Annotated in this window: 21 protein-coding genes; 11 read left to right on the forward strand and 10 right to left on the reverse strand. The window is 73.6% G+C overall.

The annotated features are described in order from the left end of the window. Positions 1 to 2: 2 nt before the first annotated feature. Together ACFYU9_RS27215 and ACFYU9_RS27220 are read right to left on the reverse strand one after the other, a co-directional pair. Positions 3 to 1,415: an aldehyde dehydrogenase family protein gene (locus ACFYU9_RS27215; protein WP_389346502.1), complete on the reverse strand. Its 1,413-nt coding sequence runs from the start codon at positions 1,413 to 1,415 to the stop codon at positions 3 to 5. Continuing rightward, the gene (locus tag ACFYU9_RS27220) at positions 1,382 to 2,746 is read right to left on the reverse strand and encodes a glutamine synthetase family protein (RefSeq protein WP_389346337.1); all 1,365 of its coding nucleotides are present in this window, start codon (positions 2,744 to 2,746) and stop codon (positions 1,382 to 1,384) included. The genes ACFYU9_RS27215 and ACFYU9_RS27220 overlap by 34 nt, the downstream gene beginning before the upstream one ends. 78 nt (positions 2,747 to 2,824) lie before the next feature. On the opposite strand from ACFYU9_RS27220, the gene ACFYU9_RS27225 reads away from it, so the two are divergent. The 3 genes from ACFYU9_RS27225 (at position 2,825) to ACFYU9_RS27235 (ending at position 5,826) form a co-directional block, all read left to right on the forward strand. Further along, the gene (locus tag ACFYU9_RS27225; protein WP_389212713.1) at positions 2,825 to 3,553 is read left to right on the forward strand and encodes a FadR/GntR family transcriptional regulator; all 729 of its coding nucleotides are present in this window, start codon (positions 2,825 to 2,827) and stop codon (positions 3,551 to 3,553) included. Between the two features lie 96 nt (positions 3,554 to 3,649). After that, complete coding sequence (gene eat, locus ACFYU9_RS27230; protein ID WP_389212711.1) at positions 3,650 to 5,104, forward strand: ethanolamine permease; 1,455 nt, start codon at positions 3,650 to 3,652, stop codon at positions 5,102 to 5,104. Positions 5,105 to 5,136: 32 nt separating this feature from the next. After that, the gene (locus tag ACFYU9_RS27235) at positions 5,137 to 5,826 is read left to right on the forward strand and encodes a gamma-glutamyl-gamma-aminobutyrate hydrolase family protein (RefSeq protein WP_389346338.1); all 690 of its coding nucleotides are present in this window, start codon (positions 5,137 to 5,139) and stop codon (positions 5,824 to 5,826) included. Here ACFYU9_RS27235 and ACFYU9_RS27240 read toward each other — a convergent pair. After that, on the reverse strand, positions 5,810 to 7,237 hold the full coding sequence (locus ACFYU9_RS27240) for a purine-cytosine permease family protein (protein ID WP_389346339.1): 1,428 nt from the start codon (positions 7,235 to 7,237) through the stop codon (positions 5,810 to 5,812). The two genes, ACFYU9_RS27235 and ACFYU9_RS27240, sit on opposite strands and share 17 nt — an antisense overlap. A 68-nt stretch (positions 7,238 to 7,305) precedes the next feature. Between ACFYU9_RS27240 and ACFYU9_RS27245 the strand changes: the two genes are divergently transcribed. Further along, on the forward strand, positions 7,306 to 8,004 hold the full coding sequence (locus ACFYU9_RS27245; RefSeq protein WP_389346341.1) for a TetR/AcrR family transcriptional regulator: 699 nt from the start codon (positions 7,306 to 7,308) through the stop codon (positions 8,002 to 8,004). A 39-nt stretch (positions 8,005 to 8,043) separates the two neighbouring features. Further along, a complete protein-coding gene (locus ACFYU9_RS27250) occupies positions 8,044 to 9,672 on the forward strand; it encodes an amidohydrolase (RefSeq protein WP_389346342.1) in 1,629 nt (542 codons plus the stop codon). Between the two features lie 143 nt (positions 9,673 to 9,815). On the opposite strand, the gene ACFYU9_RS27255 is transcribed toward ACFYU9_RS27250, so the two are convergent. Further along, complete coding sequence (locus ACFYU9_RS27255; RefSeq protein ID WP_389346344.1) at positions 9,816 to 10,754, reverse strand: LysR family transcriptional regulator; 939 nt, start codon at positions 10,752 to 10,754, stop codon at positions 9,816 to 9,818. A gap of 70 nt (positions 10,755 to 10,824) precedes the next feature. On the opposite strand from ACFYU9_RS27255, the gene ACFYU9_RS27260 reads away from it, so the two are divergent. Further along, positions 10,825 to 11,985, forward strand: a complete 1,161-nt coding sequence (locus tag ACFYU9_RS27260; protein WP_389346346.1) for a TDT family transporter — start codon at positions 10,825 to 10,827, stop codon at positions 11,983 to 11,985. On the opposite strand, the gene ACFYU9_RS27265 is transcribed toward ACFYU9_RS27260, so the two are convergent. The 4 genes from ACFYU9_RS27265 to ACFYU9_RS27280 form a co-directional block, all read right to left on the reverse strand. After that, positions 11,912 to 12,637 (reverse strand): helical backbone metal receptor, encoded by a 726-nt coding sequence (locus ACFYU9_RS27265; RefSeq protein WP_389346504.1) that lies wholly within the window; start codon positions 12,635 to 12,637, stop codon positions 11,912 to 11,914. The genes ACFYU9_RS27260 and ACFYU9_RS27265 overlap by 74 nt on opposite strands. Positions 12,638 to 12,645: 8 nt before the next feature. Then, positions 12,646 to 13,197 carry a helix-turn-helix domain-containing protein gene (locus ACFYU9_RS27270; protein ID WP_389212698.1) on the reverse strand — a complete coding sequence of 184 codons (552 nt, stop codon included), beginning with the start codon at positions 13,195 to 13,197 and terminating at the stop codon, positions 12,646 to 12,648. A 215-nt stretch (positions 13,198 to 13,412) separates the two neighbouring features. Further along, on the reverse strand, positions 13,413 to 15,221 hold the full coding sequence (locus tag ACFYU9_RS27275; RefSeq protein ID WP_389212696.1) for an ABC transporter permease/substrate binding protein: 1,809 nt from the start codon (positions 15,219 to 15,221) through the stop codon (positions 13,413 to 13,415). Next, entirely contained in the window at positions 15,214 to 16,395 is a 1,182-nt protein-coding gene (locus tag ACFYU9_RS27280; RefSeq protein ID WP_389346348.1) for a glycine betaine/L-proline ABC transporter ATP-binding protein, read from the reverse strand. The genes ACFYU9_RS27275 and ACFYU9_RS27280 overlap by 8 nt, the downstream gene beginning before the upstream one ends. A 289-nt stretch (positions 16,396 to 16,684) precedes the next feature. On the opposite strand from ACFYU9_RS27280, the gene ACFYU9_RS27285 reads away from it, so the two are divergent. Next, positions 16,685 to 17,650, forward strand: coding sequence for a 5'-3' exonuclease H3TH domain-containing protein (locus tag ACFYU9_RS27285; protein ID WP_389346351.1), 966 nt, complete (start codon positions 16,685 to 16,687; stop codon positions 17,648 to 17,650). Between the two features lie 219 nt (positions 17,651 to 17,869). After that, the gene (locus ACFYU9_RS27290) at positions 17,870 to 18,718 is read left to right on the forward strand and encodes a siderophore-interacting protein (protein ID WP_389346353.1); all 849 of its coding nucleotides are present in this window, start codon (positions 17,870 to 17,872) and stop codon (positions 18,716 to 18,718) included. Between the two features lie 269 nt (positions 18,719 to 18,987). Here the strand turns inward: ACFYU9_RS27290 and ACFYU9_RS27295 are convergent, their stop codons facing one another. After that, positions 18,988 to 19,662 (reverse strand): MerR family transcriptional regulator, encoded by a 675-nt coding sequence (locus ACFYU9_RS27295; protein ID WP_389346355.1) that lies wholly within the window; start codon positions 19,660 to 19,662, stop codon positions 18,988 to 18,990. A gap of 214 nt (positions 19,663 to 19,876) precedes the next feature. Here ACFYU9_RS27295 and ACFYU9_RS27300 point away from each other — a divergent pair, with 214 nt between their 5' ends. Genes ACFYU9_RS27300 through ACFYU9_RS27310 form a run of 3 tightly spaced genes read left to right on the forward strand, consistent with a single transcriptional unit; the run spans position 19,877 to position 22,149 of the window. Then, on the forward strand, positions 19,877 to 20,761 hold the full coding sequence (locus ACFYU9_RS27300) for a hypothetical protein (RefSeq protein WP_389346506.1): 885 nt from the start codon (positions 19,877 to 19,879) through the stop codon (positions 20,759 to 20,761). After that, positions 20,758 to 21,204 carry an ABA4-like family protein gene (locus ACFYU9_RS27305; RefSeq protein ID WP_389346357.1) on the forward strand — a complete coding sequence of 149 codons (447 nt, stop codon included), beginning with the start codon at positions 20,758 to 20,760 and terminating at the stop codon, positions 21,202 to 21,204. The genes ACFYU9_RS27300 and ACFYU9_RS27305 overlap by 4 nt, the downstream gene beginning before the upstream one ends. Positions 21,205 to 21,213: 9 nt before the next feature. Next, a complete protein-coding gene (locus ACFYU9_RS27310; RefSeq protein WP_389212686.1) occupies positions 21,214 to 22,149 on the forward strand; it encodes an ADP-ribosylglycohydrolase family protein in 936 nt (311 codons plus the stop codon). Positions 22,150 to 22,180: 31 nt separating this feature from the next. On the opposite strand, the gene ACFYU9_RS27315 is transcribed toward ACFYU9_RS27310, so the two are convergent. Further along, the gene (locus ACFYU9_RS27315; RefSeq protein ID WP_389212685.1) at positions 22,181 to 23,605 is read right to left on the reverse strand and encodes a cytochrome P450; all 1,425 of its coding nucleotides are present in this window, start codon (positions 23,603 to 23,605) and stop codon (positions 22,181 to 22,183) included. Between the last annotated feature and the right edge of the window lie 151 nt (positions 23,606 to 23,756).

A 23,756-nucleotide genomic window follows, 5' to 3' on the forward strand; every position in this document is an offset into this window, starting at 1 on the left:
GCTCAGGCCTCCGTGCTGATGAAGACGTTCTTGGTTTCGGTGAAGGCGGTCAGGGCGTCCGGACCGAGTTCGCGGCCGAGTCCGGACTGGCCGAAGCCGCCGAACGGGGTCCAGTAGCGGACGCTGGAGTGGGAGTTGACGGAGAGGTTGCCGGCCCGGACGGCGCGGGAGGTGCGCAGGGCGCGGCCGATGTCGCGGGTCCACAGGGAGCCGGCCAGGCCGTACGGGGTGGCGTTGGCGAGGCGTACGGCGTCGGCCTCGTCGTCGAAGGGCAGCACGACGGCGACCGGGCCGAAGACCTCCTCGACGGCGCAGGGCGCGTCCTCGGCGACGTCGGTGAGGAGCGTCGGCGGGAACCAGAAGCCGGGTCCCTCGGGGGCCTTGCCGCGGATGGCCGCGAGGTCGTCCGTGACGTAGGAGCGGACGCGGTCGAGCTGGGCGCGGGAGATGAGCGGGCCCATCTGGGTGCGCTCGTCGAGGGGATCGCCGACGACGATCTCCTCGATGGCGGGGGCGAGCAGTTCCAGGAAGCGGTCGTGGACGGAGCGCTGCACGAGGATGCGGGTGCGGGCGCAGCAGTCCTGGCCGCTGTTGTCGAGGAAGGACATCGGGGCGGCGGCCGCCGCGGCCTCCAGGTCCGCGTCGGCGAAGACGATGTTGGGGCTCTTGCCGCCGAGTTCGAGGGTGACGCGCTTCACCTGTCCGGCGGCCCTGGCCATGATCTCCTTGCCGACCCGGGTGGAGCCGGTGAAGACGACCTTGGCGACGCCGGGGTGTTCGACGAGGGCGGTGCCGGCGACGGGGCCCTCGCCGGGGAGCACCTGGAAGAGGTGCTCGGGCAGTCCGGACTCCAGGGCGAGTTCGGCGAGCCGGAGCGCGGTGAGCGGGGTGGTCTCGGCGGGCTTGAGGAGGACGGCGTTGCCGGCGGCGAGGGCCGGGGCGGTGGCCCAGGCGGCGATCGGCATGGGGAAGTTCCACGGCGCGATGACGCCGACGACGCCGAGCGGTTCGAGGAGGGTGATGTCGAGGCCGCCGGGGACCGGGATCTGCCGGCCGTTGAGGCGCTCGACGCCGCCGGCCGCGTAGTCGAGCAGGTCGCGGACGTTGCCGGCCTCCCAGCGGGCGTTGCCGATGGTGTGGCCGGCCTCGCGGACCTCCAGGAGGGCGAGTTCCTCGATGTGCGCGTCGACGACGGCGGCGAAGCGGCGCAGCGCGCGGGCCCGGTCGGCGGGCGCGGCGGCGGCCCAGGACCGCTGGGCGGCCGTGGCCCGTACGACGGCGGCGTCGACGTCCGCCGGGGTGGCGGCGGGGACGGTGGCGACGAGCTCCTCGGTCGCCGGGTTGAGTACCTGGAGCTGAGTGCGTTCCAAGGGGGTGGTCCTCACATGCGTTCGAAGGAGCGGCGCAGTTCCCAGTCGGTGACGGCGGCGTCGTAGGCGTCGAGTTCGACGCGGGCCATGTTGCGGTAGTGGGCGACGACCTCGGGGCCGAAGGCGGCCTTGGCGATCTGGCTGTTCTCCCAGAGCTCGGCGGCCTCGCGCAGCGTGGTGGGCACGTGCTCGTAGTCGCCGCTGTAGGCGTTGCCGGTGCAGGCGGCCGGGAGTTCGAGGCGCTGCTCGATGCCGTGCAGGCCGGCGGCGATCAGGCCGGCGACGGCGAGGTACGGGTTGACGTCGCCGCCGGGGAGGCGGTTCTCGAAGCGGGTGGAGCGGCCGTGGCCGACGACCCGGAGCGCGCAGGTGCGGTTGTCGTGGCCCCAGGCGACGGCGGTGGGGGCGAAGGAGCCGGGCTGGAACCGCTTGTACGAGTTGATGTTGGGCGCGTAGAGCAGGGAGAAGTCCCGGAGTGCGGCGAGCTGTCCGGCGAGGAAGTGCCGCATGGTCTCGGACATCCCGTCGGGGCCGTCCCCCGCCATCACGTTGACGCCGTCGGCGTCCTGCAGCGACAGGTGGATGTGGCAGGAGTTGCCCTCGCGCTCGTTGTACTTGGCCATGAAGGTGAGCGAGCAGCCCTCCTGGGCGGCGATCTCCTTGGCGCCGGTCTTGTAGACGGCGTGCTGGTCGCAGGTGACGAGGGCCTCGTCGTACTTGAAGGCGATCTCGTGCTGGCCGGGGTTGCACTCGCCCTTGGCGGACTCGACGGTGAGGCCGGCGGCGGCCATCTCGTTGCGGATGCGGCGCAGCAGCGGTTCGATCCGGCCGGTGCCGAGCACCGAGTAGTCGATGTTGTACTGGTTCGCCGGGGTCAGGTCCCGGTAGTGGGCGTCCCACGCCTGCTCGTAGGTGTCCTTGAAGACGATGAACTCCAGCTCGGTGCCGACGTGGGCGGTGAGGCCGAGGGCGGCGAGCCGGTCGAGCTGGCGGCGCAGGATCTGGCGCGGGGCGGCGACGACGGGGCTGCCATCGGCCCAGGCGAGGTCGGCCGTCACCATGGCGGTGGCCTCGTTCCAGGGGAGGCGGCGCAGGGTGGTGAGGTCGGGGTGCATGGCGAAGTCGCCGTAGCCGCGGTCCCAGGAGGACATCTCGTAGCCGTCGACGGTGTTCATCTCGGTGTCGACGGCCAGAAGATAGTTGCAGCCCTCGGTGCCGTGGTCGAGGACCTCGTCCAGGAAGAACGGTGCGGCGAACCGCTTGCCCTGGAGCCGTCCCTGCATGTCGGGGAAGGCCAGGACGACGGTGTCGATCTCGCCGCTCGCGACGAGCGAGCGGAGCTCGTCGACGGTGAGCGGGGGTGTGCGGTCTGCCACGGGATTACTCCTCCTTCGGCGTGCCGGGAGCCATAAGGTATTGCCAAGGACCATTGCTTGGGAAGGGGAATCGACGAGGTGGCCAGTACGAGTGAATCGGCGGACCGGCTGACGCCCGTGCTGCGGCCGGTGCGGGCGGGCAACGGTTTCGAGGAGGCCCTGGAGCAGATCCTCCAGGTGGTACGGCTCGGTCTGGTGCCCGGCGGCGAGCGGCTGCCGGCCGAGCGCGAGCTCGCGGACCGGATGGGGATCAGCCGGGTCACCCTGCGCGAGGTCCTGAAGGTGCTGCAGGAGCAGGGCCTGGTGGAGAGCCGGCGCGGGCGGTACGGCGGCACGTTCGTGCTGCGGCGGCCGCAGACGGCGGACGAGGCGGAGCTGCGGCGCCGGATCGCGAGCGTCGACGTGGAGGACACGCTGCGCTTCCGCGAGGTCCTGGAGGTGGGGGCGGCCGGACTGTGCGCGGCCCACGGCCTGGACGCGGACGGCGCGGAGCGGCTGAAGGCGGCGCTGGCGGCGACGCACGACGCCCAGCTCGCCGACTACCGGCGCCAGGACACGCTGCTGCACCTCACGCTCGCCGAGCTGTCCGGGTCCCCGTCGCTGATGGCGCAGTACGCGGCGGTCCGGGCGACGGTGAACGACCTGCTCGACTGCATCCCGCTGCTCGTGCGCAATCTGGAGCACTCCCAGCACCAGCACGAGGCGCTGGTGGAGGCGGTCCTGGAGGGCGACGCGGACGCGGCGCGCGAGGTGATGCGGGAGCACTGCGCGGGGACCGCGGCGCTGCTCCGGGGCTTCCTGACGTAACCCGAAAGTAACGCGCGGGTCTTGCGCCGCCCGCCCTCGCGACGCAAAGGTATGCAACCAATCCATTGGGCCCGTTGCGGGGAGCTGACCGCTGCCATGACGCTGGACGACACCTCAGGCACCACCGGCACCACAGGAACCACCAGTGACGACGACTATCTGGAGCGCCGGACCCTGCGCCGCGGCAGCGCGGGCTGGCTGCTCCTGACCGGGCTCGGCGTCGCGTACGTCGTCTCCGGCGACTACTCCGGCTGGAACATCGGCCTGTCCAAGGGCGGATTCGGCGGGCTCGCCATCGCGACCGTCCTGATGGGCGCGATGTACGCCTGTCTGGTCTTCTCGCTCGCCGAGCTGTCCGCCATCCTGCCCACCGCGGGCGGCGGCTACGGCTTCGCCCGGCGCGCGCTCGGCACCTGGGGCGGCTTCCTCACCGGCACCGCCATCCTCATCGAGTACGTGCTCGCGCCCGCCGCCATCTCCATCTTCATCGGCGACTACGTCGAGTCCCTCGGCCTCTTCGGCCTCACGTCGGGCTGGCCGGTCTACCTCGTCTGCTTCGCGCTGTTCATCGGCATCCACCTGTGGGGCGTGGGCGAGGCGCTGCGCTTCAGCCTCGTCGTCACCGCCGTCGCCGTCGCCGCGCTGCTGGTCTTCGCGCTCGGCGCGCTCAGCGACTTCCACGTCAGCGCCCTGAACGACATCCCGGTCGACGAGGCGGCCACCGGATCGAACTCCTGGCTGCCGTTCGGACTCCTCGGCATCTGGGCCGCGTTCCCCTTCGGCATGTGGTTCTTCCTCGGCGTCGAGGGCGTGCCGCTGGCGGCCGAGGAGGCCAAGGACCCGGTGCGCTCGATGCCACGGGCACTGTCCCTCTCCATGGGCATCCTGGTGCTGCTCGCCGTGGTGACCTTCCTCGCGGCGACCGGCGCGCGCGGTGCGGCGGCCGTGCAGGAGGCCGGCAACCCGCTGGTGGTGGCGCTCCAGGGCGACGGGCAGCCGACGGCGCTCAGCCGCTTCGTCAACTACGCCGGCCTCGCGGGCCTGGTCGCCTCGTTCTTCTCGCTGATCTTCGCGGGCTCGCGCCAGCTCTTCGCGCTGTCCCGGGCCGGCTACCTGCCCCGCTTCCTGTCCCTCACCAGCCGCCGCAAGTCGCCGTACCTGGGCCTGCTGATCCCGGGCGCGATCGGCTTCGCGCTCGCCGCGGCCACCGGCAACGGGGCGCGGATGCTGAACATCGCGGTGTTCGGCGCGACCATCTCGTACGCCCTGATGGCGCTCTCCCACATCGTGCTGCGCCGCCGCGAGCCGGGCCTCGCCCGCCCGTACCGCACGCCCGGCGGTGTGCTCACCTCCTCCGTCGCCTTCGTCCTGGCCCTCTCCGCGCTGGTGGCGACCTTCCTGGTGGACAAGGACGCGGCGCTCATCGCACTCGCCGTCTATGTGATCGCCCTCGCCTACTTCGCGCTCTACAGTCGCCACCATCTGGTGGCGAAGGCGCCCGAGGAGGAGTTCGCGGCGCTCGCCGCGGCCGAGGCCGAACTCGAACGCTGACCCTTCCCGTACCCAGCACTCCGGAGGAATCCGTGCCCAAGCCGCTCATCGGCGTGACGACCTATCTGGACCAGGCCCGCTGGCGCGTGTGGGACATGCCGGCCGCGCTGCTCCCGGCGCAGTACCCGCGCCTGGTCCAAGACAGCGGCGGGCTCGCCGTGATGCTGCCGCCGGACGACCCGGCCGCGGCGGCGGAGACGGTGGCCCGGCTCGACGGGCTGGTGATCGCCGGGGGCGCGGACGTGGAGCCGGTGCGGTACGGGGCCGAGCCCGACGCCCGGACCGGCCCGCCGGCCCGCGAGCGGGACGGCTGGGAGCTCGCCCTGATCGACGCGGCGCTCGCCGCCGGCACCCCGCTGCTCGGCATCTGCCGGGGCATGCAGCTGCTCAACGTGGCCCTCGGCGGCACCCTCGTGCAGCACCTGGACGGCCACACGGAGGCGGTCGGCGTGATCGGCCGCCACCCGGTCACCCCGGTCCCCGGCACCCGCTACGCCGCCCTGGCCCCGGAGCGGACCGAGGTCCCGACCTACCACCACCAGTGCGTGGAGATCCTCGGCAAGAACCTCCTCACCTCGGCGCACGCGGACGACGGCACCGTCGAGGCGATCGAGCTCCCCTCCCCCGCCTGGGTCCTCGGCGTCCAGTGGCACCCGGAGATGGGCGAGGACCAGCGGGTGATGCGCGGCCTGGTGGAGGCGGCGGTCACCTTCCGGTCGTGACCGGGGCCGTGACCCGGCCGCGCATCAGGGCCGCGTACAGCACGGCGGCGAGCACCATGCCGACCGGCAGCGACAGGTCGATCCCGCCGGCGAGCCGGGCCACCGGCCCCGTGTAGGCGGTGTCGACGCAGAGCGCCGCCGCGCCGGCGGCCACCAGGACGGCGACGGCCCCCGCCGGATTGACCCCGGCCGCGTACCAGAACGGCCCGGCCGGGGTCTCGTCCATCAGCGCCCGGCCGTCGTAGCGGCCCCGGCGCAGCACGATGTCGACGGCGTACACCGCCATCGCCGGGCCGAGCAGCACGACGGTGAGCTGGAGGACGTCGCTGACGGTGTCCAGGAAGTTCGAGACGAGCAGCGCGTACAGGGTGAGCGCGACGGAGACCGTGCCGTCGACGAGGACGCTGCGCGAGCGGCGGATCCGCACCCCGACGGCCTGCAGGGCGAGTCCGGCGCTGTAGGCCGTCATGGCGTTGATGGCGATCGTGCCGAGGACGAGCGCGAGCAGGAACACGGGCGTGAACCAGCCGGGCAGCATGGTGCGCAGCGCGGCCTGCGGATCCGTCATGTCGACGACGGTCGCGGCCAGCGCCCCGAGCGAGCTGACGAGCACGCTCGACAGGAAGCCGCCGAACGCGGTCCAGCCGATGACCGCCCCGCGCGAGCTCGTCGCCGGCAGATAGCGGGAGAAGTCGGCGCTGGTGGTGTACGAGAGCGGGCCCGCCGCGATCAGCGTGACGCCCGCGAGGAGCACGGCCCACAGCCCGGTGCCGGTCAGCGGCACGTCCGGCGCGTAGTGGAAGTCGGCGCGGCCGAGCACGGCGTAGGCGACGACGCCGAAGACCGCGGTGAGGGCGAGGGTGATCGGCAGGTAGAGCCGGACGATCAGGGCGTGCCCGTAGACGCCGATGGCGAGCGTGACGGCGGCGATGACCAGCACGACGGCGATCTTCACCCCCGTCGAGGCGGGCATGCCCACCTCCTCCACCAGGGCGAACGCGGCGCCGGCCGCGGCGGCCAGATTGAGCGCGAAGTAGCAGACGGAGATCACCCAGCCGGCGACCGCGTTGTTCACCCGGTTGCCGCGCACGCCGAACATGGCCCGGGTGATCACCTCGCTGGGCGCGCCGGCCGCCGGTCCCGAGATCGCGAGGAAGCCCGTGAGCAGCCAGAAGAGATTGCCGACGACGATCACGGCGAGCGCCTGGGCGAGGCCGAGGCCCATCAGGACGAGGGCGCCGCCGACGACCAGGCTCAGGTAGTTGACGTTGACCGCGGCCCAGACGGCGAAGAGCTCGCGCGGGTGGCCGTGGCGCTCGGAGTCGGGGATGTGGTCGATGCCGTGGGACTCGACGCGGGTGGGCACGTCGACGCCGGGACCCGGACGACCGGGAGTGGTGGAAGCTGCCATGCGGCCCTCCGGATGCGTGCCATGCGACCTGGTTGCTTATTGGTCGCACACTCAATAGCATCACTCCCATGTCGTCAAGCGTCGAGCGCAAACGTGTCCGCAAGTCCCCCGAGGCCCGCCGCGCCGAGATCGTCGCCACGGCCGCGGCCGTGGCCCTCACCGAGGGCCTGGAATGCGTGACCCTGCGGCGGATCGCCGACGAACTCAGCGTCCGGCCCGGCCTGATCAGCCACTACTTCCCGTCCGTCGAGAACCTGGTGGCCGAGGCCTTCGGCACCGCGGCCACCGGCGAACTCGACGCCCTGCTGCCGGCCGCCCGCCCCGACGGGACCCCCACGCAGTACCTCGCGCGCTACTTCGCGCTGTCCTCGGGCGAGTCGTACGACGACATCAGCCGCCTGTGGATCAACGCCCGCCACCTCAGCCGCTACCGCCCGGTGCTCCGCGACCGGGTCACCGAGCAGGAACGCACCTCCGACGAACGGCTCGAAGGGCTGATCCGCGACGGCGTGGCGAGCGGCGAGTTCCGCACCACGGACCCGCACGTCACCGCGATCCAGATCCTCGTCGTCCTCGACGGCCTCGGCGCCCACGCGAACACCGAGCACCACGACCGCGACGAACTGCCCGAGGCGGTGCGGCGGATGGCCGTGACCACGGCGGAACGCGAACTGGGCCTGCCGGCGGGAACGCTGGAGCGCGAGGCGACCGCGCTGCCGGAGGTCCTGCCGGCCGCCGGCCCGCCACCCGCCGCCCCCGCCGAATAGCCCCTCCCCACCCTCTGCCCGTTCCTTCCTGGAGCCCCTGTGCGCACCCGTCTCGTCCTGTCCTCCGCCCGGCTGCTCGACCCGGGCACCGGCACCTTCCTGCCGCAGACGGCGCTCGCCGTGTCCGAGAGCGGACGGATCGCCGCGCTCGGCGACGACCGCGAGATCCGCGCCCTGGCGGGCGCCGGGACCGAGGTCGTCGACCTGAAGGGCGCCGTGGTCACCGCGGGGCTCGTCGACGGCCACGTCCACCCGGTCACGGGCGCCGAACTGACGCACGGCCTCGACCTCTCCACGTGCGCCGACCTCTCCGACGTGACGGCGGCCCTCGCCCGCGCCGTGGCCGAACTCGACCGCGGCGACTGGCTGTTCGGCTGGGGCCTCGACCCCAACGTCTTCGGCGGAACGGCCGTCGGCATCGCGCCCTTCGACACCGTCCTCGACGAGATCCCCGCCTTCCTCCTCCTCTTCGACGCCCACTCGGCCCTCGCCAGCCGCCGCGCCCTGGAACTGGCCGGGATCGACGGACCCCGCACCTTCGACCAGGCGTCCGCCGAGATCGTCTGCGACGAGCGGGGCCGCCCGACGGGCCTGCTCCAGGAGGACGCGGCCTGCGAACTCGTGGAGCGCGTCGCGCCCCGGCCCACGCGGGCCGACAAGCACGCCCGCCTGGCCACCGCGCTGCGCGCCATGGCGGCGGCCGGCCTCACCGGCGGGCACGTCATGGACGCCAACGGCGACAGCCTCGACCTGCTCGCCGAGCTCGACGCGGCCGGCGAGCTCCCCCTCCGCCTGCGCGTGGCGCCCTGGTGCCAGCCCGGCGTCGACGCCGACGGCATCCGCGCCCTGATCGAGCAGCAGGGCACGGGCGGGGCGCTGTGGCGCGTCGACGGCGTCAAGCTCTTCATGGACGGCACCATCGACAACGGCACGGCGTGGCTGGAGCGGCCCGACTGCCACGGCGAGTCGACGCACGCGTTCTGGCCGGACCCGGAGGCCTACACCCACGTCATCGGCGAACTCCACCGGGCCGGCGTGCCCACCTCCACCCACGCGATCGGCGACGCGGCGGTACGCCACGCGCTCGACGCCGTCGAGAAAGCGGCCGGCGCCACGGGCCGCGGCCTCCGGCACCGCGTCGAGCACATCGAGACCGTCCCCGACGACACCCTGCACCGCTTCGCCGAGCTGGGCGTCCTCGCCTCGATGCAGCCCACCCACTGCTGCGACTTCACCCGCGCCGACCACACCGACAACTGGTCCCGCCGCCTCGGCGAGGAGCGGGCCTCACGGGCCTGGCGCTGCCGCGACCTGTGGGACTCCGGCGCCACGGTCGTCCTCGGCTCCGACTGGCCTATCGCCCCCTTCCCGCCCCTCGGTGTCATGGCCGGCGCCCGCCACCGCCGCCCCACCCGCGACCTCACCCAGCCCCCGCACGGCCCCGACCAGGCCCTCACCCCGCTGGAGGCACTGCGCGGCATGACCGTCAACGCGGCCTTCGCCGCGGGCGAGGAACACGACGCGGGACGCGTGGCGATCGGCTACCGCGCGGACCTGACGGTGCTCGGAGCGGATCCGCTGACGACGGGGGCGGCGGAGCTGGCGGAGGTGCCGGTGGTGCTGACGGCGGTGGACGGCCGGGTGACGCACCGGAGCGAGAGCGTCTGACACCCGTGCACCGGGGGTGGCCGAAGCCGCCCCGGCGGACGTGGAGCGGGGCCGGCCAACGGAACGGCACCCGCGCGACCCTCCACCCGGCGCGGCGTCGCCGGGGCGCGGCCCCCCACCCGCCCCGGCTCACCCGCCCCGGCTCACCCCGCCGGCCGCGCCCTCGTCAGCGACAGCAGGTCGCGCGCCGGGCCCGTCGGGCGGTGGCCCACCGGCCACACGGCCCGGAGGTCGCGGCGCAGCACGACGCCCGCGACCGGCACGGACACGAGGCGGTGGGAGGCCAGCTCCTCGGCGACGGCCAGTTCGCTGAGGACGGCGGGCCCGGCGCCGCTGACGGCCGCGGCCTTGACCGCCGTGGTGGAGGCGAGTTCGAGGAGCGGCTCGGCGAGGCCGCCGTGGCCCGTGAGGGCCGCGTCGAGGACCTGGCGGGTGCCGGAGCCGCGTTCGCGCAGGACGAGGGGGGTGGCCGCCAGTTCCGCCGGGTCGAGGGGCCCCCGGCGGCGGGCCCAGGGGTGGGACGGGGCGGTGACGACGACGAGGCGGTCGTGGGCGACGACGGCGCCGTCGAGGCCGTCGGGCACGGCGAGGCCCTCGACGAAGCCGAGGTCGGCGTCCCCGGCGAGCAGCCGTTCGGCGACGGCGGCGGAGTTCCCGGCCTGGAGGGAGACGGCCGTGTCGGTCCGCTCGGCGCGCAGCGCGATGAGCCAGCCGGGCAGCAGGTACTCGGCGATGGTCATGGACGCGGCGACCCGGAGCCGCGAGTCGCGCTGCCCGCGCAGCGCCTGGACGCCCGCGTCGAACGCCTCTGCGGCCTCGACGATGCGCCGGGCCCAGTCGGTGACGAGCGCGCCGGCGTCGGTGAGCCGGGAGCCGCGGGGCGAGCGGTCGACGAGGGCGACGCCCAACTGGCGTTCCATGGAGCGGACGCGGCTGCTCGCGGCGGGCTGGCTGATGCCGACGTCGCGGGCGGCGCGGCCGAGGCTGCCGTGCCGGGCGACGGCGAGGAGCAGTTCGAGCGCGCCGAGGTCGGGGACGCGGTGGGACAGGAGGCTGGGGACGTCGCCCGGAACACTGCTCATAACGCCAGCTTATGACCTCATAGTCGCGATGTCCCTGGTGGGGGCCGTGATCGCGCGAAAAAGTGGACGCATGGCAACCCTCGCTCCCCGTCTCCCGGCCCCCGGCGTCACCACCCCCGGCGCCACCCGTCGGCACACGGTCCGTCACCTCGGACCGAACTGGTACGCCTCCGTCATGGGCACCGCCATCGTCGCGAACGCGGGAGCGGCTCTCCCATATGACCTGCCGGGTCTGCGCACCGCCTGCACGGCGGTCTGGGCGCTGTCCCTGCTCATGCTCGTCGCGCTGCTCGCCGCCCGCGCGGCGCACTGGGCGCACCACCGCGACCAGGCCCGCGCCCATCTCCTCGATCCCGCCATGGCCCCGTTCTACGGCTGTCTGGCGATGGCGCTGCTCGCGGTCGGCGGCGCCACGATATTGGTGGGCCGGGACTGGATCGGGCTGCCGGCGGCGGTGGCGGTGGACGCGGTGCTGTTCACGGCGGGCACGGTGACCGGCCTGGCGGCCGCGGTGGCGGTCCCGTATCTGATGGTGGCCCGGCACCGGATCACGGAGGCGTCGCCGGTGTGGCTGCTGCCGGTGGTGGCGCCCATGGTCTCGGCGGCCGTCGGCCCGCTGCTCCTGCCCCATCTCCCCCAGGGCCCGGCCCAGCAGACGCTGCTGATCCTCTGTCACGCGATGTTCGGCATGAGCCTGCTGGCGACGCTGGTCATGCTGCCGCTGGTCTTCGGCCGCCTCGTCATGGGCGCGCCGCTGCCCCTCGCCCTGACGCCCACGCTGTTCCTGGCCCTCGGGCCGCTCGGCCAGTCGACGACGGCCGTGAACAAGTTCGCCGACGCCGCCAAGGGCGTGTTCCCGGCCCCGTACGAGCAGGGTTTCGCGGTGTTCGCGGTGCTCTACGGCGTCCCGGTCATGGGTTTCGCGCTGCTGTGGCTGGCGCTGGCCGCGACGCTGGTGGCGCGGGCCCGCCGCGGGGGCATGGGGTTCGCGATGACGTTCTGGGCGTTCACGTTCCCCGTCGGCACGTGCGTGACGGGCGCCGAAGGCCTGGCCCAGCACACGGGTCTCGCGGTCTTCCGCTGGCTGGCGGTCGGCCTGTACGGGCTGCTCGTGGCGGCCTGGCTGGTGGCCGGCACGCACACCGTGCGCGGCCTGTTCAGCGGTGCGCTGCTCGCAGGGCCCGGGCCAGTGACGCCGGGGCCTCGGCCAGTGACGGCCCGTACCAGGTGAGGTGCCGTCCGTCGACGAGCGCGGCCGCGGCCCCGGGGAACGCCTCGGGGCCGTCGTCGCGGGTGAAGCGGTAGGGCTCGTCGGGCAGCACGACGAGGTCGGGCGCGGCGGCGTTCAGCTCGTCGAGCGGGACGCGCGGGTAGCGCTCGGCGTGGCCGGCGTACACGTTGCGGATGCCGAGCCGGGCGAGCAGGTCGCCGGCGAAGGTGTCGCGGCCGAGGACCATCCAGGGGCGGCGCCAGACCGGTACGACGGCGGTGCGCGGCGGGTCGTACGGCCGCAGGTCCGCCCAGGCGGCCTCGGCGGCGTCGAGCCAGCCGGGCCGGCTCCGTACGCCGCAGGCCGCGAGGACCCGGTCCAGCTCGCCGAACGCCTGCTCCAGGCCGCGGACCTCGGTGACGAGCACGTCGATCCCGGCGGCCCGCAGCGCGTCGAGGTCGGGCGCCCGGTTCTCCTCCTCGTTGGCGACGACGAGGTCGGGGCGCAGGGCGGCGACGGCCGCCACGTCCGGGTTCTTGGTGCCGCCGATCCGTACCGCCGCGCCGAGGTCCGCGGGATGGGTGCACCAGTCCGTGGCGCCGACGAGGGTGCCGGGCGCGGCGGAGACGGCGACCGCCTCCGTCAGCGACGGCACCAGGGACACCACCCGCACGGTGGACCTCACCCCTCCGCGGCCTCGATGTGATCGGCGACGGAGACGAAGACGAGCCGGGTGCCGGCGGCGGTGGCCCGCCAGCGGTGCCGTACACCGCCGGACAGGTAGAGGCTGTCGCCGCGGTCGAGCCGGTAGGCGCGGCCCTCCGCCTCGACCTCGACGGCGCCGTCGGCGACGTACAGCAACTCGTCGTTGCGGTGCAGGAATTCGCGTCCCGCGTCCTGTTCGCCGGTGAACTCCAGGGCCTGGAGCTGGTGCCGGCCGCGGACCAGGGGCCGGACGCCCGGGGGCATCTCCCACAGCTCCTCCTCCGCCCGGACGACGTCGACGGTGCGGGCGGCCTCGGCGGCGGCGAGGAGTTCGGCGGCGGTGGTCTCCAGGGCCACGGCGACGAGCTGGAGGGAGCGGTCGCTGGGCCGGGCGCGTTCGTTCTCGACCTGGCTGAGGAAGGGCACGGACAGGCCGCTGCGCTGGGCGACGACGGCCAGGGTGAGCTGGAGCGCGCGACGGCGCCTCTTGACGGCCGCGCCCACGCGCAGCGACTCCTTGTCGTCCATGTCGGCCCCCTCCCTCGTGTGCCTCAGGTGTACTGGTCGGTTACCTGAACCTTACGCAGCTTTGGGCCGGGGTTTCGCGTCGTGGCGAAAAGGGGTGGCCGCCGGACGCGTTCCGAACACGCTCGGCGACCACCCCTTTTCGGACAGCAGTCGTGGCGGCGACCGCTGTGGGACAGGGCGTTACTGCGGGAGCTACTGCGTGAGCTACTCGGGAGCTACTGCGGGGCGAGCCGCTCCGCGAGGCCCGGGTTCCGGTCGAGCCAGGTGCGGACGGCCTGCTGCTCCTTGCCCTTGCCGGTCTGCTGGATGACGGCCTCCAGGCCGGTCAGCTCCTGCTCGCTGAGCTTGAACTTCTTCAGCCAGGCGCCGACCTCGGGGTTCTCGGCGGCGAAGCCCTTGCGGGCCAGGGTGTGCACGCCGTCGCCCTTGCCCCAGCTGCCCTTGGGGTCCTTGAGCTTCTTGAGGTCGTAGGTCGAGTACGCCCAGTGCGGCGACCAGAGGGTGACGGCGATGGGCTGCTTCTTGTCGTACGCGCGCTTCAGCTCGGCGAGCATGCCGGGCGTGGAGCCGTCGACGACCTTGTACTCGCCCTCCAGGCCGTAGTCCTTCATGACCTTGTCCTTGAGGATGCCCATCATGCCGGCGCTGGGCTCAATGCCCACGATGCGCCCGTCGAACTGCCCGGCCTTGCCCTTGAGGTCGGCGAGGGTGTTGACGTCCTTCATGTACGAGGGGACGGAGAGTTCGAGCGAGGTCGGGCCGTACCAGGAGCCGAGGTCCTCCAGCTTGTTGCGGTACTTCTCCCAGTACTGGGCGTGGGTGACGGGCAGCCAGGAGTCGGTCTGGAAGTCGATCTGGCCGCCGGCGAGACCGGTGTAGAGGGCGCCGGCCTCCAGCTGCTTCGTCTCGACCTGGTAGCCGTGGCGCTCCAGGAGCTCCTTCCACAGGAACGTGGAGGCGATGCCCTCGTCCCACGGGATGTAGCCGAGGGTGACCTTCTTGCCGTGGCCGCTGCCGTTTCCGGAGGCGGTGGCGGAGGAGCCGCCGTTGCCGCCGAGGAAGCCCATGCCGCCGGCGACGAGCGCGAGGACGACGACGCCGACGAGGGCGGTGACGGGCTGCGGGCGGTGGCCCCAGAGCTTCGCGCCGGCCCGGGCGGCGCGCGCGGCGCGGGCCTTGGCGGCGGCGCGGCGGCCGAGCGGGGAGACCTGGCGGCCCAGCGCGCCGGTCATCCGGTCGAGGTACATGGCGAGGATGACGATGGAGATGCCGGCCTCGAAGCCGAGGCCGATGTCGACGTTGCCGATGGCGCGGTAGACGGCGCCGCCGAGCCCGCCGCCGCCGACCATGCCGGCGATGACGACCATGGACAGGCCGAGCATGATCACCTGGTTGATGCCGGCCATGATGGTCGGCAGGGCGAGCGGCAGCTGGACCCGCAGCAGGGTGCTGCGCGGGGTGGTGCCGAACGCCTCGGCGGCCTCGACGAGTTCGCCGTCGACCTGGCGGATGCCGAGTTCGGTCATGCGCACGCCGGGCGGCAGCGCGAAGACGATGGTGGCGATGATGCCGGGGACGACGCCGACGCCGAAGAAGAGGATGCCGGGGATCAGGTAGACCATCGCCGGCATGGTCTGCATGAAGTCCAGGACCGGGCGCAGCACGGCGCTGACGGTCTTGGAGCGGGCCGCCCAGATGCCGAGCGGTACGGCGATCACGAGGGTGACGAGGGTGGCGACGAGCACGAGGGAGAGCGTCGCCATGGCGTCGTCCCACAGCTCGATGGAGTCGACGAGCGCGAAGGCCGCGAAGGCGAGGACGCCGGCGCCGATGCCGCGCAGCCACCAGGCGACGACGGCGAGGATGCCGGCGAAGAGCAGCGGCTGGGGCGCGGACAGGACGGCGTCGATGCCGTCGTAGAGACCGGTCACGACGGCGCTGATGGCGTCGAAGAGCCAGGACAGCTGGACCTGGAGCCAGCCGACGGTGCTGTCGACCCACTGGCCGAGGGGAAGCCTAGGCATGGGCGGCCACCTCCCGCTCGGAGCCGGTATCGGCCGTGGCGGCGCCGTCGGCCGTGGAGCCGGCTGTGGACTCGGCCGTGGACTCGGCCGTGGACTTGAGCGTGGAGCCGGCCGTGGACTTGGCCGTGGGGCGTACGTCGGCGTCGAGGCCGCCCATGACGCCGAGGAGGCGGTCCTGGGCGACGACGCCGAGGATCTCGCCGTCGCCGTCGGCGACCGGCACCGGGTGCAGGGAGCGGGCGGAGACGGCGCACAGTTCGGCGAGCGGCGTCTCGGGCGCGACCGGGGCGCAGCCGCAGCCGGGCGGGCAGTCCTCGGGGGCGACGGTGCCGTCGGTCATGACGGACTCGGCCGTGAGCACACGGGTGCGGTCGACGTCCTGGATGAAGGAGGCGACGTAGTCGTCGGCCGGGCGGACCAGGATGTCCTCGGCGGTGCCGAGCTGGACGATCCGGCCGTCGCGCATGACGGCGACGCGGTCGCCGAGGCGCATGGCCTCGTTGAGGTCGTGGGTGATGAAGACGATGGTCTTCTTCAGCTTCTGCTGGAGGACGAGCAGCTGGTCCTGCATGTCGCGGCGGATCAGCGGGTCGAGCGCGCTGAAGGACTCGTCCATCAGGAGCAGGTCGGCGTCGGTGGCCAGCGCGCGGGCGAGGCCCACGCGCTGCTGCATGCCGCCGGACAGCTCGTCGGGCCAGGACTTCTCCCAGCCGGCCAGGCCGCACAGCTCCAGGGCCTCGGCGGCGCGCTTCTCGCGCTCGGCGCGCGGCACGCCCTGGACCTCCAGGCCGTAGGCGGCGTTCTCGAGGACGCTGCGGTGCGGGAAGAGCGCGAAGTGCTGGAAGACCATGCTGATCTTCGTGGACCGCACCTCGCGCAGCTCGCGCGCGGACAGCGCGGTGAGGTCGCGGCCGTCGAAGAGGACACGGCCGGCGGTGGGCGGGAGCAGCCCGTTCAGCATGCGCAGGAGGGTGGACTTGCCGGACCCCGACAGACCCATGACGACGAAGATCTGGCCGGCGTCGACGGTGAAGGACGCGTCGATGACGGCCGCCGTGGTGCCGTCGGAACGCAGGGCGTCCCGGTCGGCGCCGGCTTCGGCGAGTTTGCGGACTGCTTCGTCGGGTCGTCTGCCGAACACCTTGTACAGATGGTCGGCCTGGAGCCTGGACACATACACCTCACGGGTAGCAACGAAAAACGGCCTGCCACCCCCGCAGCGGCCGGGCCGTGGAGCGTGGCGGGATCGGCCCGCGCGACCCGTCGCGTACCGGATCCGTTGCCGGAATCCCGTACCGGGTTCGCTCCGGGCTCGCGCCTGCCCGGGCTTGAACTGTGCAAACGCGAAGGTGACGGGCGTCACGACCGGGGCGGGTGTTGTCGGTGCGGGGCGGCATGATCGGCGCGGGTGTTGTCGGTGCGGGGCGGCATGATCGGCGCGGGTGTTGTCGGTGGGGTGCGGCATGATCGGCGCGGGTGTTGTCGGTGGGGTGCGGCATGATCGGGGTGTGACGCGACGCCTGATGCTCCTCGACACCGCCAGCCTCTACTTCCGCGCGTACTTCGGCGTGCCGGACTCGGTCCGGGCGCCGGACGGGTCGCCGGTGAACGCCGTGCGCGGGCTGCTCGACTTCATCGGCCGGCTGGTGCAGGACCACCGGCCGGACGACCTGGTGGCCTGCTGGGACGACGACTGGCGCCCGCAGTGGCGGGTGGACCTGATCCCCTCGTACAAGGCGCACCGGGTGGCCGAGGTGACGGAGACCGGGCCGGACATCGAGGAGGTCCCGGACACGCTGTCGCCGCAGGTGCCGGTGATCGTCGACGTCCTCGCGGCGCTCGGCATCGCCCGGGTCGGCTCGGCGGGCTTCGAGGCGGACGACGTGATCGGCACGCTGACGGAGCGGGCCTCGGGCCCAGTCGACATCGTCACCGGCGACCGCGACCTGTTCCAGCTGGTCGACGACAAGCGGGGCGTGCGGGTGCTGTATCCGCGCAAGGGCGTCGGCGACTGCGATCTGGTGGACGAGGAGCTGATCCTCGCGAAGTACGGGGTGCGCGCCGACCAGTACGCGGACTTCGCGGCGCTGCGCGGGGACACCAGCGACGGCCTGCCGGGCGTGAAGGGCATCGGCGAGAAGACGGCCGCGCAGCTGATCACGGAGTACGGGGACCTGGCCGGCGTCCGGTCGGCGGCGGCCGACCGGACGTCGAAGCTGACCCCGGCGAAGCGGCGCGGCATCCTGGAGGCCGCCGCGTACCTCGACGTGGCCCCGACGGTGGTCCGCGTCGCCCGCGACGCACCGCTGGCGGAGTTCACGGCCGCGCTGCCGAGGACGCCCCGGGACCCGGAGGCCCTCGCGGGCCTGGTGGAGCGGTGGGGCCTGGGCGGCGCGGTGGGCCGGCTGCTGCCGGTGCTGGCGGGCTGAGGAGGGCGTCCGGGCGGGCATCTGGGAACCGGAGGCCCGGGCTCTGGGTCGCGGGGTTCGGGACACCGGAGGGCCGAGGTCCGGGTCGCGGGGGTCCGGGGGCTGCGGGGGCCTTGATCCGATGGTGATCCGATGGTGATCCGATGGCGCCGGCCGGTTCACCGCAGGGTGCTAGCTTAGGCAAGCCTAAGCATGAGACCGACTAGGGGGAGACCGCCCGTGGCAGATCAGTCCGCCGCACAGCCCGCCCGCAAGGCCCCGAGGGCCTACGAGGCCCAGGTGATCCGCACCGAGCGGATCACCCCGCACATGGTGCGCCTGGTGCTCGGCGGCCCGCAGCTCGACGCCTTCGAGGCCGGCGACTACACCGACCACTACGTGAAGCTGCTGTTCGCGCCGGAGGGCGTGGAGTACCCGCTGCCGTTCGACATGGAGCGGATCCGCGCCGAGTTCCCGCGCGAGCAGTGGCCGACGACCCGGACGTACACGGTGCGGGCCTGGGACGCGGTCCAGCGCGAGCTGACGCTCGACTTCGTGGTGCACGGCGACGAGGGCCTGGCCGGCCCGTGGGCGGCGCGGGCGCAGGCCGGCGACACCATCCGCTTCCTCGGCCCCGGCGGCGGCTACACCCCGGACGCGGCCGCCGGCTGGCACCTGCTGGTCGGCGACGAGAGCGCCCTGCCGGCGATCGCGACCGCCCTGGAGCGGCTGCCGGAGGGGGCGACGGTGCGTGCCTTCGTGGAGGTCGCGGACGCGGCCGAGGAGCAGAAGTTCGCGACCGCGGCCGGGATCGACGTCACCTGGCTGCACCGCGGCTCCCGCCCGGTGGGCGAGGCCCTTCTGGAGGCCGTGCGCGGCCTGGACTTCCCGGCCGGGGACGTCCACGCCTTCGTGCACGGCGAGGCCGGTTTCGTGAAGGAGCTGCGCCGGCACCTGCGGATCGACCGCGAGGTGCCGCGCGAGCGGCTGTCGATCTCGGGCTACTGGCGGCTCGGCAAGTCGGACGAGGCGTGGCGCGCGATCAAGCGCGAGTGGAACGAGCAGGTGGAGCGCGAGCAGGAGAGCTGACGCACGCGTCGCGTACGCCCGAGGGGGCGGGAGCCGAGGGGCTCCCGCCCCCTCGGGCTTTCCGGGACGTTTCCGGGGCGCATTCCGGGGCTTTCCGGGGCCTTCCGATACGTTCGCTTCAGTCCAGGGCCCTCCGTGCTTCCCGGGCCCCCGTACGACCCCCGGAAGCCTTCCGGATCCTTCCTGGCCTCCGGCGTGCGGCGACCGGGGGCCTCGCGCGCACCTCCCCCCCCTCCCCGCCTCCCCCACCTCCCGCGATTTACCGGGTGTCAGCGCTCCATGCCGAACAGCCGGTCCGAGGCGTCGACATGGGCCATCCGCCGGAGCGCCGAGAACACCGCGTCGCCCATGACCGTGCCGATGACCACGCTCTCGACGAGTTCCTCGCGGACCACGTTGCGGGCCACCCAGTCGAGGTCCGCGTGCGCCACGCGCTCGGCTGCCTCGGCGTAGTCGTCGACCAGGTCGGCGAAGCCGCCGTGGCCGGCGTCGTCGAGGGCGGCGAGCGCGAAGGCGAGGGCCTCGGACGCCGGGGCCTCGGGTTCGGTGCGCCAGCCGCGCCGGTCGATCAGCGCGGCGACCTTCGCGCGCGCGGCGACCAGGGACGGCCGCGAATCCTCGGCGGTCTCCTCGTCGGCCGCCGCGTCCCGGTCCCGCGTTTCCTCGTAGCGCGGCACGACCCGTTCCGCCGCCTCGCCCAGCACGTCGTGCAGCGACCGTTCCTCGTCGTCGATCGCGGCGACGACCGCGCCGACGCCCGCCACGGAGAGCCCGCCGACGTCGAGCAGGGCACGGATCAGGCGGAGCCGCCGGACGTGCGTCTCCTCGTACGAAGCCTGGTTGGGGCTCGTCAACCGCCCGGCGGGCAGCAGCCCTTCCCGCACGTAGTACTTGATCGTGGGCACCGACACCCCGGTCCTGCGACTCAACTCTCCGATGCGCACCGCGTGTTCACCTTTCCGGCCGGACTCCGGCCTTGCCGACCGACCCTCCATCATAGATAGTGGCGCTATCGGATAGCAGAAAGTGCCACTATCCATTTCACTGACGCATCCCACGGGGGGATCCATGTCCTCGGCACCACAGCTCTCGCACCCGCAGCACTCGGCGCCCCAGCTCCGCACGCTCCACCGGCCGCTGCTCTGGTTCGTCGCCTCCATGGCCGGTCTCGCGCTCGTCTCCGCCGCCGGGCTCGTCCTCGACGACCGGATCCTGCTCGGCCAGCCGATCTGGGCCAAGCCGCTGAAGTTCTCGCTGTCGTTCATCGCCTACGGGCTCTCGCTCGCCTGGATGCTCTCCCTGCTCCCCGGCGCCCGGGCCCGGCGGGTCGGCTGGTGGGCCGGGACCGTCCTCACCGCCGCCAGTGTCGTCGAGATGGTGCTCATCACCGGCCAGGTGATCCGCGGCCGGCGCAGCCACTTCAACAACGCGACGCCCTTCGACACGGCCGTCTTCCGGACCATGGGCCTCACCGTCGTCGTGCTCTGGCTGGCCGCGCTCCTCATCGCCGTCCTGCTGCTGCGCGCCCGCATCCTTGACCGCGCCACCGCCTGGGCCGTACGGCTCTCCTCGCTCATCGCCCTGGCGGGCGCGGCCGTCGGCTTCGTGATGGTGGTCCCCACGCCCGAGCAGCTCGCCCGGCCCGACTCGCCGACCATCGGCGCGCACAGCGTCGGCGTGCCCGACGGCGGCCCCGGGCTGCCGCTGACCGGCTGGTCCACCACCGGCGGCGACCTGCGCATCGCCCACTTCTTCGGCATGCACGCGCTGCAGCTCGTCCCGCTGGTCCTGCTCGTGCTCGCCGCGCTCGCCCCGCGCTACGCCCGCCTCGCCGACGACCGCGTCCGGCTGCGCCTGGTCCTGGTCGGCGCCGGCTCGTACGCAGCGACCTTCGCCCTCCTCACCTGGCAGGCCCTGCGCGGCCAGCCGCTCCTCTCCCCCGACGCCACCACCCTCACGGCCGCCGCCGCGATCGCCGCCCTCACCCTCGCGGGCGCCGCCCTGGCGCTGCGCACTCCGCGCCGCTTGGAGCTCGCCGCATGACCGACCCGGCCCTCCTCTTCGACCTGGCCTTCCTCCTCGCGGCGCCGGTCTGGCTCCTGATGATCCTGGCCCCCGGCCGGCGCGTCACCGACCGCGTCGCCGCCTCCCCGCTCACCGTCCTGCCGGTGCTCGCCGTCTACCTCCTCCTCGCCGTCCCGGTCCTCCCCGAACTCTGGGCCGCGGTCAGCCGCCCCGACCTGCCCGGCTTCCAGGCCCTCACCGCCCTCCCGAACGGCGCGGCCGCCCTGTGGGCCCAGGTCATCGCCTGGGACCTGCTGCTCGGCCAGTGGATCTACCGCGAGTCCCGCCGCCTGGGCCTTCCTCCCTTCCTCACGAGCCCTCTTCTCGTCCTGACGATCCTGCTGTCCCCCTTCGCCCTCCTCCTCTTCGTGCCGCTCCGCGCTGCCCGCCGGGCCCGCCCCACCGCGCCGGTCCCTCTGTAGCCTCACCGCATGCGATACGACGACCGCGCCATCGGCGCCGTCCTGGGCTCCGCCGTCGGCGACGCACTCGGGGCACCCTTCGAGTTCGGGCTCCCCGGAGTGTTCCGGGAGCGCTTCCCGGACGGGCGCGGCGAGATGTGCGGGGGCGGCGGCTGGGAGCCCGGCGAGGCCACGGACGACACGCAGATGGCCGTGCTCGTCGCGGACTCGCTCCTCGAACGCGGCGGGCTCGACCTGCCGGACCTCTTCGCCCGCTTCCGCCGCTGGGCGCAGGCCGAACCGAAGGACATCGGCCTGCAGACCGAGGCGGTGCTCCTCGGCGGCGATCCCTGGGACACCGCCGCCGCCGTGCACTTCCAGGTCAACGGGCGTGGCGCGGGCAACGGTTCGCTGATGCGGGCCGCCACCCCGGCCGTGTACTTCGCGGCCGCCGGCCGCGCCGCCACCATGGCGGCGGGCCGTCGGATCGCCGCCCTCACCCATGGGGACCGCGCCGCCTGGGAGGGCACGGCGGTGCTCCACGAGCTGGTCCGCGTCGCCCTCCTCGGCGAGGACCCGCTCGCGGCCGTCCCCGCCGCGCTTGCCGAGGTGGCGGACGCCCACCGGGACCGCTGGGCCACCGTCCTGGCCCCCGGCTGGCGCCCCGAGGACGCCACCGAGTTCAACGGCGCCGTCTGGCCCTGCCTCGGCTCCGCCCTGTGGGCGCTGCGCACCACCGACTCCTACGAGACGGCTCTCGCCGCCGCGATCGACCTGGGCGGCGACACCGACACCGTCGCCGCCGTCACGGGCATGCTCGCCGGTGCCGTCCACGGCCCGGACGCCATCCCCGCCCGCTGGACCGGCCCTCTGCACGTCCCGCTGCCGGGCTTCGGCGACCGGGTGCTGCGGGCCGGCGACCTGAGCGACCTCGCGACGGCGCTGATCCGGCCGGAAAGCCCCTAGGGCTCACCGGCAGACCAGGGCCGGGAAGCCCCTACCGGGTGTCTTGCCGGTCATGCCGGGCCCGCACCGTCGCCAGCACCTCCCGGTCCGGCTGCAGCGTCAGGCCCGGCACCGGGCGTATCTCCTCCGCGTCCAGTTCGAGGCGGAAGCGGCGGGCGACGACGGCCAGGACGAGGACCGACTCGACCATGGCGAAGCGGGTGCCGAGGCAGACGCGGGGGCCGCCGCCGAAGGGGTACCAGGCGTACTCCGGTATCTCCTCGGCCTCGCCCTCGGTGCCGCCGTCCTTCGGCGACAGCCAGCGCTCGGGGCGGAACTCCAGCGGGTCGCGGAACCAGCGCGGGTCGCGGTGGGTGGCCCACTGGCTGGACCAGACGCGGGTGCCGGGGCGGACCGGGGCGCCGCCGAGGGTGGCGCCCTCCTTGGCTATGCCGGTGAGGAGCCAGATCGTCGGGTAGAGGCGGAGGGTCTCCTTCACCACGGCCTGGGCGTAGGCGAGTTCGGCGTAGTCGTCGAAGCCGGGGTCGCGGTCGCCGAGGACCCGGTCGAGCTCGGCGCCGAGCGCCTCGGCGACGCGCGGATTGCGGGAGAGCAGGTACCAGGCCCAGACGAGGGTGGAGCTGGTGGTCTCGTGGCCGCCGATGTAGAGCGTGACGGTCTCGTCGCGGATCTCGCGGTCGGAGAGGTGCGCGCCGGTCTCGTCGCGGGCGGCGAGCAGCCGGCTGAGGAGGTCGGGACGGTCGGTGTCGCCGTCGCGGTGACGGGCGACGACCCGGGCGACCTCGGCGTCGATGACGGCGACGGCGCGCTTGATGCGGGCCCGCCCGGGCGTGGGCACCCAGTCGGGCAGGATCGCGCCGAGGCCGCTGAACTCGGCGCCGATCTCGTGCTGCGCCACGTCCATCGCGCGGCCGATGGACTCGGCGTCGGCGGCGGTGTCGACGCCGAAGATGGTGCGGACGGCGATGAGCTGGGTGAGCGCGGCCATCTCCCGCTTGACGTCGATGCGCTGCCCGTCGGCCCAGCGCCCGGCCGCGTCGACCGCGCACTCGGCCATGGTCGCCGCGTACGACTTGACCTGCCGGGGCCGCACGGAGGGCTGCACGAGCGAGCGCTTGCGCCGCCAGTCCGCGCCCTTGGCGACCACGACCCCCTCGCCGAGCAGCGTACGCACGGCGATGCCGAGGTCGGGCTGGTCGAAGGTCCGCTCGACCTCGGTGAGCATCTCCCCGATGGACTCGGGGTGGGCGATGAACAGCGCGGGCCCGGGCCCGAAGCGCCAGCGGACGAAGTCGCCCCGCTCACGCAGCCGTTCGAAGAAGGCGAGCGGGTCCTTGCCGAACTCCGGCAGATTCCCGAGCACCGGGACACCGCGCGGGCCCGGCACGGTCTTCCGCCCGTCCGCCGTCGAGGGCGTGGCCTCGCCGACGGCGGACGGACCGGCTTGCGTGGTCACGTGCGTTTCCTTCCGCAGGAGTTGTGGCGCCGCCCTATCGGCGTCGCCACAACCATGGAAGCGGAAGGAGCTGACACTCCGCCAGCCCTGTGGAAACCCTTGTCAGTTCACCATCAACGGCGTCCGCCGGCGGCGCCCTCGAAGGCGTCGC

This window comes from Streptomyces sp. NPDC004327, from assembly GCF_042873935.1.
Lineage (GTDB): Bacteria > Actinomycetota > Actinomycetes > Streptomycetales > Streptomycetaceae > Streptomyces.